The sequence below is a fragment of the Sphingomonas mucosissima genome, assembly GCF_002197665.1.
In the GTDB taxonomy this organism is placed as follows: Bacteria; Pseudomonadota; Alphaproteobacteria; order Sphingomonadales; family Sphingomonadaceae; genus Sphingomonas; species Sphingomonas mucosissima.
Genome location: NZ_NBBJ01000007.1, coordinates 60,883 through 73,498, shown reverse-complemented (window position 1 = coordinate 73,498; position 12,616 = coordinate 60,883). Strand labels below are relative to the sequence as shown.

Sequence of the window (12,616 nt, the reverse complement as noted above, 5' to 3'; positions counted from 1 at the left end):
TATATGATGCGTCCGGGGTCGACCGGGCCGCGGATCGTTCGGCCACACCGATACGTCCGAGCCGATGGACTTGGGGCCAGCGTACCCGTCAACTGCGAACGCCAAGATGCATCAACGTCCGAAGCTGGCCAGCGACAAGAGCATCCCGAACGGCCGCTTCTGGGTCCATGCTGCCTCAAAGCTGCCGTTCCGCTTACGACCCACTTGTAGCCACTCCCATCGGCCGTTCGGGTGCCCGGTAGCTGACCTCTGTTCATCTCACGTTATCACGCATGCGGGCGGGGCAACGAAAAACCATTCGGAATAGACAAAGCGGGCGTGGCTGGAGCAAGCGCAGACGGCTTGACGACGAAGGTGCATGTCATCGGCATGTAACATCAAGGCTCTTAGCGGCGGCCTTCGTTCATGGAGGATCGGCCGGACACGATGTCAGGCAAGCCTGAAGTCGTTCGCTGGGTCGCGCACCAAATTCTGCCGCACGAGGCCGACGTGCGCCGTTGGCTGCTCCGTCACGCCGACAACCCGGACGATGTAGACGACATCATCCAGCACGCCTACTGCCGCCTCGCCGAACTCGATTATGTCGGCCATATCCAGAGCGGGCGGCGCTATTTCTTCACCGCGGCCAAATCGATCCTGATCGAACGCCTGCGCCGGTCTCGTATCGTTCAGTTCCGCGCAATGACGGATTTGGACGCCTCGTCCATCATGGATGATAGTCCGTCGCCGGAAACGATCGCCGGCGACAGGCTGAAGCTGCAGCATGTGCTCGATCTGCTCGACACGCTGCCGCCAGCCTATCGCGAGGTGCTTCACCTGCGGCGGATCGAAGGGCTGTCGCAGCGCGAGGCAGCGGCGCGGCTCGGTGTGAGCGAGAATGTGATAGAAAACAATGTAGCCCGGGGATTGAGGATGTTGCTGAAGGCGCTGGCCGAGCGCGGCGTGTCGCACGCGCCGGAAGCGGAGCCGCCGGTACGGAGGACGCATGTCCCGAACCGATGAGGCCGCCGACTGGGCGGCACGGCTCGATGCCGCGGCGCTGGACGCGCCGGCGCGCGCGAAGCTCGACGCGTGGCTGGCCGCCGACCCGCTGAACAACGGCGCCTTGCTGCGCGCACAGGCGATGCTGTGCCTCGTCTATGACGCGCCGGGCAAGACACTGGTCGAAGCGCCCGCGCCCGCCGCCGCGCCGCCGCGTCGCCGCCATCGCTGGGCGCTCGCCGCTCTCCCCGCCGCCGCCGCGCTCGCCGGGGTGGCGGTGACGGTCGCGTGGCAGCAGCCCGATCACGCGCGCTTCAGGACGGACACGGGCGAGATCCGGCGCGTCGCGCTGGAGGATGGATCGCGCGCGATCATCAACACCGACACGCGCATTGATACTGCGATCGACCGCAGCGAGCGGCTGGTCGCACTCGACACGGGCGAGGCCTGGTTCCAGGTCGCCAAGGACAAGAGCCGCCCCTTCGTGGTCAGCGCCGGCCCAATCCGCGTCCGCGCGACGGGCACCGCCTTCGCCGTGCGCCGCGACGCGGACGCCGTCACCGTCACGGTGACGGAGGGCGCGGTGGAGATGTGGAACACTGCCGCGCCGAACCGCCGCACGCCGGCGCGCGCCGGTCAATCGGCCAAGATGGCCTTCGCCCTGCCGGCGAACGGCCTGCCACAGCTCGCCCCAGCGCAGGACAGCGCGCTTGCCTGGCGCGACGGCGACATCGTGCTCGACGGCATGACGCTGGGCCAGGCCGCGGCGGAGTTCAACCGCTACAATCTGCGCAAGATCCGCGTCGAGGCACCGGGTGCGACCGACACCCCAATGCTGGGATATTTCAAGATCAACCAGCCGGAGCAATTCGCATTGGCAGCATCCGGTATTGTGCACGGAACGGTGCGCCACGATGGCAACAATATCGTCATAACAACGTCAGAAACCCGTAACTAAAAACTTCTTCCTTCCGATGACGGAAAAGGCCGCCCCGCTCATCAAAAGGCTCGAGACCTTTGGGGGCATGAATGTTCAAGTCAGTCTTTGCTACTCGCTGTGCAGCGGCGCTGCTCGTTGGAACCATGTTCGCCAGTGCGGGAGCAAGCGTGGCGCAGGCGGCGACGATGGTGCGCGATTTCGCAGTGCCCGCCGGCCCGGCGCTGGCGTCGGTGCCGCAGTTTGCTCGGCAAGCCGGTATCCAGATCCTGATGTCTGCCGACGCCGCGCAGGGGGTGCGCACCCGTGCCGTGAAGGGTAGTCACAAGGCCCGCAGCGGGCTGGAGCGGATGCTGAGCGGCACTGGCTTGCGCATCGCCAGTTGGAACGGCGATGTGGTGACGCTCGCCGTCGAGGAACCTGCCACTGCGCGGGGCGACGACCAGCAGGACGCACGCAACGTTGGCTCCGAAGAGATCCTTGTCATTGGCATAACGTCGCCGTTCCGCTCCAAGGGCAATTCCACCACGATTGTGGAATCGGTTGTCTATGACGATGTGGAAACACTGACCGCGGACGGTTCGATCGCGGGCCTGCTCACCCAACTGCCCGGCATCAGCACGGTCGAAGACGGCGAATATCCCCGTTATGTCACGGTGCGCGGCATCTCGCCGGATCTCAACCACACGACCATTGATGGACTGACGCTGGCGACGGTGGGCGAGAGTGGTGCGGGCACCCGGCGGGTTAACCTCCAGCTACTGCCCAGCGACCTGTCGGGCCGCGTCGACCTGTTCAAGACCTTCACCGCCGAGCAGGACGGCGGCGCCATCGGCGGCGCGATCAACATCGTCACCCGCAGCGCCTTCGACAAGCGCGCGCAGGACCTCTTCCTGGACGTGTATGGCCTTTATCGCACCATGGAAGGTGAGGGCGGCAGCAATTCCTATGGCGAGCCGCGCAAACACTGGGGCTATGGCGTCAAGGGCAATTACGCCACCCGCTTCGGCGCCAACGAGGAGTTCGGCGTCATTGTCTCAGGCCGTTATGAAAGCACACCGCGCAACTTCTCGCAGAACTGGCAGAATACGAAGCGCTTCTTCACCGACGACAATCGCCCCATCGCACGCCCCGACCCCGAACTCGGCTGGAATGGCCGCGCGCTGCCCGGGAATTTCGGCTATGGCACATATGCTGACGTGTCGGACACTTACGGCGGTTCGGCGAAGCTCGAATACCGCGCTGCCGACGACAGTGTCCAGGCGAGCGTTATCGCTTATGATTACGTCCGTCGGCAGGACCAATCGACCAACATCAACTATGTCGATACCGCCAACTGGGTGGAGGATCAGACGCCGACCAGCGGGCGGATGCGCATCAGCCAGTTGGTCGAGAATTACCGCCACAACCAGTATCGCCGCGAGAACCGCGGCATCCTGACCAACGCTGCCTTCGAGGTCGGCGATACTCGCGTTACCGCGCGCACCGGCCTTACCGAAGAGACGTTCCGGGACTGGGAGCCGTACGTCAGCATCCTGACCAACCCGACCGGCTATTACCTCACCTATGACGCGCCCGAGGGCGAAATCCCGACCCTGCGCGGGATCGACGACCCTTCGGTGCTGCTCAGCGCGCCTTATCGCATGAACGCGCAGCGCGACGTGTACAGCAACGCGCGCCAGCGGGTGTTCAACACGCGCATGGACGTGTTCCGCAATGTGGAGCGCGGCTCGCGCGGGCTCGGCTATGTCACCGGGTGGGAATTCCGCCGGCTCGACATGCGCAAGAACATCGACCGCGTCGATCGCAGCGTCTCCGGCACGATCAACGACTATATTTACGACGCGAACTATAAACCGCCGCAGAGCCCGCATTCCTATGCCTGGCTCGACTTCAACCGTTACTATGACGAACGCTGGAATAGCTTCCCGATCAATCAATCCGCCAGCCGGCACAACAGCCTGGCCTCGGATTATCGCTATCAGGAGGATCTCTTCACCGGTTATCTTTCGCTGCATTACAATATGCCGAATACGACCATCGTTGGCGGCGTGCGGTACGAAAACGTGTCCTTCACCGGCACCACGCCCGTCATCACCAGCGGCAGTGCGACGGGCGAGTTCACGCGCAACGAGGGCAATTACGATTATTTCCTGCCCTCGCTGAACATCGTCCACCGGCTGGATAACACCAACATCCGCCTGTCCTACTCGCAGACGCTCGGCCGTCCGACGCCCAACAGCATCGCCGCCGCCGAGAGCACCACCTGCGGCGACAGTGGCGAAGGCGGCGTGGAATGCACCATTACCCGAGGGAACCCGGATCTGAAGCCGCGTCGCTCGCGCAATCTCGATGCCACGGTGGAGCATTATTATTCCGGGGTGAACGGGATGCTGCTGCTGGGCTATTTCCACAAGAAGATCAGCGACGACATCTTTACCCTGCGGCAGGAAACGGTGATCGATGGCGACCTTTACGCCATCCGTCAGCCGCTGAACGCTGCGGATTCGCAGATCCAGGGTGTGGAATTCGCCTGGGTGCATCGCTCGCTGCCGGTGCCGGTAGCCGATCACATGGTCGATCTGTCGTTCAACCTGTCACGCATGTGGGGCAAGATGAACTACGTGACCGACGCCGGTGCGCGCGAGCTCAACCGCTTGGAATCTCAGCCCAAGTGGATCGGCAACATCTCCGCTACCTACCGCATTCCGGCGGTAAACGGCGGTGTTCGCCTCAACGCCAATTATCGCGATCGTTTCCTCAGCGGCATCGGCGCGAACCCGTGGCAGGACTTGAGCGCGGATTCACTCACCACGGTGAACCTTGCTGCGTGGCATGATGTGACCAAGAACGTGTTGTTCAAGTACGAATGGAACAACTTGTTCGACAATCAGCCGCAGTTCCGCGCGGGCGAGAATGACGACTGGGTGCGCCAGAAGAACGATTACGGCTCGGCGCTGTTCTTCCACGCCATCATGAAGTTCTGACCAGCGTAGGGGGCGGCGTCGGCACCGACGTGCAGATCGCTGTCCCCGATTGCTTGCCGATCCGCTCGGCCCGACCTGCCAAGGAATTGCCTCCATGTCTCCGATTGACCGCCGCCGCCTGCTCACCGGCCTGATCGCCGCCGGCGGCGGCATCATCGCCGCGCCGCCTTCGCTCGCCTTGGCGCTGGGCGAGGACAAGGTTCGCCCGCGCAATCTGCGCGAGAATCCGGTGTTTCTTACCACGCCTTTTCAACTGGGTGTCGCCTCGGGCGACCCATCGGCGGATGGCTTTGTGCTATGGACCCGCCTCGCACCGGAGCCGCTGGCGCCCGGCGGCGGCATGCCGATGGTCCCGGTGCTGGTCGGCTGGGAGGTCGCCGCCGACGAAGCCTTCCGCACGATCGTTGCCAAGGGCGACGCGATCGCCCATCCCGAACTCGGCCACAGCGTCCATGCCGAGGTGGGCGGGCTCGCCCCCGACCGACCCTATTGGTATCGCTTCCGCTGCGGCTCGGAACGCAGCTTCATCGGGCGCAGTCGTACCTTCCCGCTGCCCGGCGCCCGCGCCGCCCGCGCGCGTTTCGCGGTCGCCGGGTGTCAGCATTATGAGGAAGGCCATTACACCGCCTGGCGCCACATCGCTGAAACGCCGCTCGATTTCGTGTTCCACTATGGCGACTACATCTACGAAGGGCGCGACAATGGCGATACCGCGCGCCTGCTGAACGGCCGCGCGATCAACCCGATCCGCCGCCACTTCGGGCAGGAAACCTACTCGCTCGACGATTATCGCCGGCGCTATGCGCTCTACAAAACCGATCCCGATCTCCAGGCCGCGCATGCCGCCGCGCCTTGGCTGGTCAGCTTTGACGATCACGAGATAGACAATAACTGGGCCGCTGATCGCGACCAGGATGGCACCCCGCCGGAAATCTTCCGCCTGCGCCGCGCCGCCGCACTGCAAGCCTATTACGAACATATGCCGCTGCGCCGCCGCTCCTTGCCGGTGAACGGCCATATGCAGATGTATCGCCACGCACGCTTCGGCGATCTGATCGACGTGCATGTGCTCGACACTCGCCAGTATCGCAGCGACCAGGTCGGCGGCGATCGTGACGGCGTGCCGGTACCAGAGGTATTCGCGCAACACCGCACCATGCTCGGCGCCGAGCAGGAAAAGTGGCTGTTCGACGGCCTCGCTCGCAGCGATGCACGTTGGAATCTGATCGCGCAGCAAGTGATGCTCATGGCAATCGGCCGCCGTGAGGCGCCGGGCACCGCCGATCTCGCCTATCCCATGGACGTCTGGTCCGGCTATCGCGCCCCGCGTCAGCGCCTCCTGCGCCACATCCGGGAAAGCAAGCTCACCAACGTCATCACCATCAGCGGCGACGCGCATCGCCATTATGCCGGTGACTTGATCCCCGATGACAGCGATCGTCCGGTCGCCAGCGAGTATCTCGCCACCTCCGTCACCTCGGGCGGCGACGGCACAGATGCCGAGGACGCGCTCGCCCGCTCGATCCGCTTCGGCAACAATGATTTTTTGAAGGCGATGAGCGATCGCCGCGGTTACCTGTTGTGCGACGTCGATCGCGAGCGCTGGCGCGGCGAGCTGAAGGTGCTGAGCAGCGTCACCGACCGTTTTGCCACGCTCGGCAACCATGCCGTCTTCGTGACGGAGCACGGCAAGATCGGCTTGCAGGCCGCATGATGCTTCCGCTGGTTCAGAATGATCTTGCTTGGCCGCTGCATCCCGAGCGTGGATCGCTAACCCGCTCCATTGTAAGTAGGCGCGTGGTAAGGCAGCTACCTACCTTGATCATCTATTAGCGGTCGGACTGCTGAATCCCCAATGTTGGTCATTTCGGCTGCCGCTCAGAGTCGGTGAGCGAATAGCAAGTTTCAGGATCGGGCGGAGCCATCCTGAATGGTCAAAAAACTGGGCGCATACCTGCCATCGCGAGTATCGTGAACAAGCGGCGGGTTACGCCAGCTGCAAGCCCATAAGCGGCCGTTCCGCCACCCACTCAGATGCCGTCATCCCCCGCGATGCCCGCCATCTTGGTATCTGTCACTCGTTCAGCTGAACAAACGGCTGATCACGGGAGGCTTACAGTAGCTCTCGGATGACCGGTTCTGGGTCCTCGCGGCCGGAAGCTCCCGGGCGGCTTCCGACCCAAAGGCGGTCGTAGCCGATGTAAGTCGCCGATCTCGGAAGCAGACATTCTAAACCGGAGTTCAGGTACGCGAAAACTGATAAGAATCGCGCCCAGGTTTGTCACGCCAGAATCGTCCGGTTCTGACGCGACCGAAGACCCAACAGGGGTCATTCAGGCTGCCTAGTTCGCTACTCGCCCGCTGCCATCGGTCCGCCTTAGAACCTTACGCCAATAGAACCGTAGAGGTAGGTTCCGGACAGACCGAATGGCGACAGGTAAGAATAAGGAAAGATCCCGGTATTGTCCGAGCCGCGCGCGCCTGCCAATTGGCTCTGGGCCGTGGTGGCCACTTGCTTGTCCGGAAAGACATCGAAAATGTTGTCGGCACCAATCCGCAATGTGAGCGAATTGGTCAGATCGTAAGAAACGCCGAGATCGGTGACAATCTTGGCGCCGAACGTTTCGATGATGTCAAAATTGCCGTTCGCGCGCGGTACGAGTGTCACGTTGAAACCCTTGACGAGTGCGTCGACCTGCGCCTGAGTCTGATTAAGCAGATCGGCCTGCGAAACCTTGCCATACCTCGTGTTGGTAAGATTGATGCGCCAAGGTCCGCGGTTCCAATCGAAATTCAGGGTGACCTTTGATTGCGGGATGCCTTCGGCCAGGCGGACCTGCGAGCGACGGTCGAACAATTCGGTCGTGATCCCCAAGGCTGCCAAAGCCTCCGGCGTGCCGGCCACACGATCGAATTTCGTATCGGTGAAGTTTGCCGCCAGGGTCGATGTTAGCTTGCCGCCGAGAAACTCGGAAGCATAACGCAGCGTCACATCAACCCCGCGCGTCGTCGTATCGACACTGTTGCTCTCGAACGTCACGGCACGGATCTGGCCGAAACCATTCGCCTGAAGAAGTTGGGTGAGTGCCGGGCTGCTGAACTGCGACGACAGCACAATGCGATCGTTGAGGTCGATCTGGTAAGCGTCGACCGACGCCGAGAGTCCGCCGCTGTTGTAGGTGGCGCCCAGCGAGAATGTCGTCGCCTGTTCGGGGTTGAGGGGGCTTGCACCGATCAGCGGGGCAAGGGGATCGACTGTCGAGACAATGCGCGTTGCGACAGGCACGCCCCCGGTAAAGCTGGTTTCCGAACGTTGGAAGAGCTGCTGCGGAAGCGCCGGTGCCCTGAACGAAGATCCGACCGAGCCGCGCAGGTTCACGGTGTTCGATACTGCTAGTCGTGCGGCAAAGCGGAAATCAGTGGTGGAGCCGAAATCGGAGTAATCCTCGTAGCGCGCAGCCAACGAGGTCAGGAGGACGTCCGCCCATTCCTTTTCCAGCTCGGCATAGAGAGCGATGTTGTTACGACCGCCGTCGACCTCCTCTTCAGGCGAGGAGCCCGGCACCGGTTGCGCGCCCGCCGAAGCAGGTCTGCCGGCGTTGGGTCCGTCGAGGATGGGAACGCCGCCAAATCCGTAGGACGCGGGTTCACCTGCGATCGCTCGAAAGCTCTCCTGCCTGTACTCCGCGCCGAACGCGAAGTTGAGCGGCGAGCCCATGCCGATCTCAAATGACCGAGTGAGGTCGAGATTCGTCGTCCATTGCCTGAGGCGCGTTCCGCCGCGATCGAACTCGGTCGGACTGTCGAGCCCGAAAGACACGTTGTTTGAACCGGTGAACCCGATGTCCGTGCGGCTGGTGCCGTAAACGGTCGATATCTCCCAGCCGAAGCCGGCAAGATCCTTACCGCGCAGCCCGATGGCAGCCGAGTAGTCGACCAGGTTGGTGGTCTGAAACGGGTTGAAGCCGTCCGGAAAGATGCCCCTTACCGTCTCGTCCTGACCGGCGCGCCGAAAGAAGTTGGCGTTGGTGCCTGAGAGATCGCTGTACGCGCCGAACGCGAACAATTCGGCGTCGCCGCCGACAGGCAGCGCGGCGTTCAGAACGAAGCTGTAGTTGTCGTAGTTCGGTTGTCCGAACGGGGAGATTCCGGTGCGATCGAACGTCGCCTCGCGCGGATCAAGCGCGCCGTTGGAGGGCGTCAGGCCGATGCCTGAGCCAAAATTGGCGGAAGGCAGCACCGGCTGTCCGTTCGGACCGATACCGAAATATTGTTGCCGCGTGTCTGCGCGTGATCGGTCGCTCGCGCCCTGTGTCTGAAACTGACCCGACAGACGAACGAAGCCACCGTCGCCCAATGCTAAGCCATAACCTGCGCCGATCGTGAACTTCTCTCCATCGCCGCGCGTCGTGATCCCACTGGTGGCGTAAAGGTCACCGCCGATCGAATCATCGAGGATGACGTTAATGATGCCGGCGATGGCATCAGAACCGTACTGCGCGGAAGCGCCATCCCGCAGGACCTCGACACGCTTCAGGGCAACGATAGGCAGCGCATTGAAGTTATAGGCCACGTCTCCGCGACCGACCTGATTGCCGACGTTCAGATCGCTGTTCGTGTGGCGACGCTTGCCGTTCACAAGGACAAGCGTCTGACCGGTCGAAAGCCCACGGAGCGTTGGCGAGCGAAGGAAGTTCGCGACGCCGGCGGCGACTGGGCGAGCGGTATTGAAACTTGGCACATCGACCCGGAGCATGTTTTGTAACTCAGTTTCGCCGCCACTGGCCAACTCGTCCGCGGTGATGGAGTCGATTGGTGTCGGAGAATCGACCGCGATACGCGCGCCGAACCGGGAGCCGGTCACGACGATAGCAGGATCTTCGATAAGGTCCTGATTTGCCAACCCGGCGACCGGCGCTCCCCCGGTTGCATCCTGCGCCGCCACTGGCGCTGCAAAGAGGCAGCCAACAGAAAGCGCGAGAATGGAGGCGGCGGTAACACGATAGCCGAACATCTGAATACCTCGACGCGTGGAGAACTGGAACGGCGCCCTGCTGCGCATCGCCGGAGCGCGTGACTAACCAGTAGGAATTTGAAAAGGGATATGGTGTATCATTGCCTCAAGCATCGCGGGCGGCCTAGGTCAAGCGCCTTCCGTTTCGCGCTCGGCCCGGCCTGGCCCATGTGGTACCAGGAAGACACAAATCGATGACGAACAATTCGCCCGCGCTATCGATTATCGACCGCCGTACGCTGTTATGGGGCGCCGCAGCGTTACCGCTCGCCAGCCCAGCTCTGGCGCAGAGCCATGACGGCAGCAAGACTGGGCCGTACACCGAGCTTTACGACATTGATCGCACGATAGTGAGCCTCGACGCCGCTTATTACGGCGCGATGACACGTGCGACACATGCCTATTATCGGCAGAATACCGATTGGGTTAACAGTCATCATTCTGTTTTCTTGCGCAGCGCACTGGCCGGTCCGACGCGAGACGAACGGTTGCAGCCCGCCACCGATGACGTGGCAAAACTGATCGGTGCATCGCCGGCCGAGGTTGCGCTTTGCGCCGGCGGGACCGAAGCACTCTACGGCCTGATCGTGAATTATACGCCGCTCAAGCCCGGCGATACGATCGCCATGGCCGATGTCGATTACGATGAAATGCAGTACGCGATGGAGCATCTGGAGGCGACACGCGACGTGATCTTGAAGCGCGTCGCCATTCCCGAACCATCGACCACCGGCAACATTCTTGAAGCCTATGAGCGGCTGTTCAACGAAACACCTCGCTTGCGAATGCTGTTGCTGACGCATGTCTCCAACCGAAACGGCCTCGTCATGCCGGTGGCCGATATCGCAAAGATGGCTAAGTCGCGCGGGATCGACATCATCCTAGACGCCGCACAATCGGTTGGCCTGATGCCGGTCGACGTCGATGCAATGGACATTGATTTCATGGGTTTCAGCCTTCACAAATGGGTCGCGGCTCCTCTGGGAACCGGCGGCGTTTACATTCGCGAAGGGCGCAAGAACGATATCGCTCCCTGGTTGGGCAACCGTATTCGTGATCAGGACGATGTGCGCGCACGGGTTCCGACCGGAACGATCGATTTTGCGGCAAAGCTGACTGTGCCCCACGCCGTGGCGCAGCACTACGAGATCGGTCCGGATCGCAAGCTGACCTACCTTCGCGGCCTTCGCGACTATTGGGTAGAGCGAGTGCGCGACATCCGCGGGCTGGAAATTGTGCAGCCGAATGATCGGGACCGGTATGCGGTGATTGGCGCGTTCCGGTTACCAGGGCAGACCACAATCGAACAGGCGCGGGAAGTACAGAAACGCTTCGTCGAGCGGCACGGCGTTTTGGTCGTGGCGAAGGCCGGGCTTGCTTCGGGTCCGGTGATGCGGGTGACACCGGCCCTGTTCAACACACCGGAAGATCTGAACCGCCTTGTGGCCGCGATCCGCGTTGAACGCAGTCTGTTCGTCTAACAGTTGTAGCACCGCGCGTCGGCGGCTTTCGATGCTTTCAATCCCCAAAGCTGTCTGGCATCAAATGTCCCAGATGCCGTCGGGCAGCTCACGATCCACAGCACGACATTCAGGACCGAATTTGCGGTCCCCCAAAAGCCGCCATCAGCCGCGAGGTCCACCTCTTCGCCAGGCAGCGGCCGATTGCGGCACAAACCTTGTGGCACCGAGCTTGGCGGTGCAGACAGCAAGGACGTGCGACCCGATAGTTCCGGAGCTGTCTCAATGCCTCCCTTCAAGGGACTCCTAAGAGGCTTCGCGGCCCTTGTCGCCTTGGGCGCCACTTCATGCAGCACCGGAATGCAGCAGGTGCACCCTCCCATAGGTGCGATGCGTTCGCCGGCGCTCAATCACCTCTATGTGGTTCTCGATAAGGAAACGTTCGCCGCAATCCGTGATAATCGCGAACTCGCCATTCTGCTCGGCCGCACGGATGGAGGCCTGCCCGACTACGCCCCACCCAAACCCGACGCAGACCGCGTTTTCCTTCGCGGGCGGAGCACGTATCTCGAGCTATTCGCACCTACCAACAGGTTCAACGAACCGGTTGGCAAGGTGGGGGTGGCATTGGGACACGACGAGCCGGTCCCGTTCGAAGCGCTTGCGAAGACGTGGCAGGGCACGTGCGGAACCCAGATGCGGCGCTCGCGGGCCGAATGGACGCAGGCACAGCCTCCGGTGCCGTGGTATGACGCTGTGCAATGCGACGACACTGCCGAGGGACCTAATGTTGCCGTTTGGGCGATGGTTTATCGGCCAGAGTTCTACCGGTGGCAGTCGCAGGCTGCGCCGAACTCGCCGCCCCGCACCGCGCGTGCCGACGTGCTCGAGGCCCGCCTTACAGCAGGACAAGGTCGGTTCGACGTGACCCGCGTTGCAATCGACGTCGAACCGCTGCTGCACGCGAAGCTCGTAGCGCAGCTTGAAAAAACGGGTTTCTCACGGGAGGATACGGCGGCGGGCACGCGCTTACTTGGGCAAGGTTGGGAGCTGCTGCTCCGCGAAACCAATGGAGCGCCGGGTTTGGTCTCCATTGATCTGGCTACCGACCGACCTTTGCGGGGCGAAGTGTCGCTGGGGACGGCGCGCATGGTGCCGCGCTCGGCGGCTGGGGCACGGTTGTACTTCCGAACGCCTGTGGCCGACTAAGCTTCGGCTTTAGGACGGACTGGCGGCA

General features: G+C 62.5%; 7 protein-coding genes. 6 read left to right on the top strand and 1 reads right to left on the bottom strand.

Annotation, left to right across the window (positions count from 1 at the left end; translation table 11 throughout):
- Positions 1–426: 426 nt before the first annotated feature.
- From SPMU_RS15975 to SPMU_RS15960, 4 genes are all read left to right on the top strand, one after another.
- On the top strand, positions 427–1,002 hold the full coding sequence (locus tag SPMU_RS15975; protein WP_169715748.1) for an RNA polymerase sigma factor: 576 nt from the start codon (positions 427–429) through the stop codon (positions 1,000–1,002).
- The gene (locus SPMU_RS15970; protein ID WP_088335290.1) at positions 986–1,939 is read left to right on the top strand and encodes a FecR family protein; all 954 of its coding nucleotides are present in this window, start codon (positions 986–988) and stop codon (positions 1,937–1,939) included. Before SPMU_RS15975 ends, SPMU_RS15970 begins: the two co-directional genes overlap by 17 nt.
- A 71-nt stretch (positions 1,940–2,010) precedes the next feature.
- A complete protein-coding gene (locus SPMU_RS15965) occupies positions 2,011–4,905 on the top strand; it encodes a TonB-dependent receptor (protein WP_088335288.1) in 2,895 nt (964 codons plus the stop codon).
- Positions 4,906–4,999: 94 nt separating this feature from the next.
- Positions 5,000–6,619 (top strand): alkaline phosphatase D family protein, encoded by a 1,620-nt coding sequence (locus tag SPMU_RS15960; protein ID WP_088335331.1) that lies wholly within the window; start codon positions 5,000–5,002, stop codon positions 6,617–6,619.
- Positions 6,620–7,282: 663 nt separating this feature from the next.
- Here the strand turns inward: SPMU_RS15960 and SPMU_RS15955 are convergent.
- Positions 7,283–9,919 carry a TonB-dependent receptor plug domain-containing protein gene (locus tag SPMU_RS15955; RefSeq protein ID WP_169715747.1) on the bottom strand — a complete coding sequence of 879 codons (2,637 nt, stop codon included), beginning with the start codon at positions 9,917–9,919 and terminating at the stop codon, positions 7,283–7,285.
- A 194-nt stretch (positions 9,920–10,113) separates the two neighbouring features.
- Here SPMU_RS15955 and SPMU_RS15950 point away from each other — a divergent pair, with 194 nt between their 5' ends.
- Together SPMU_RS15950 and SPMU_RS15945 are read left to right on the top strand one after the other, a co-directional pair.
- Positions 10,114–11,400, top strand: a complete 1,287-nt coding sequence (locus SPMU_RS15950; RefSeq protein WP_088335284.1) for an aminotransferase class V-fold PLP-dependent enzyme — start codon at positions 10,114–10,116, stop codon at positions 11,398–11,400.
- Positions 11,401–11,739: 339 nt separating this feature from the next.
- The gene (locus SPMU_RS15945; RefSeq protein WP_140418502.1) at positions 11,740–12,588 is read left to right on the top strand and encodes a DUF5829 family protein; all 849 of its coding nucleotides are present in this window, start codon (positions 11,740–11,742) and stop codon (positions 12,586–12,588) included.
- Positions 12,589–12,616: the final 28 nt, after the last annotated feature.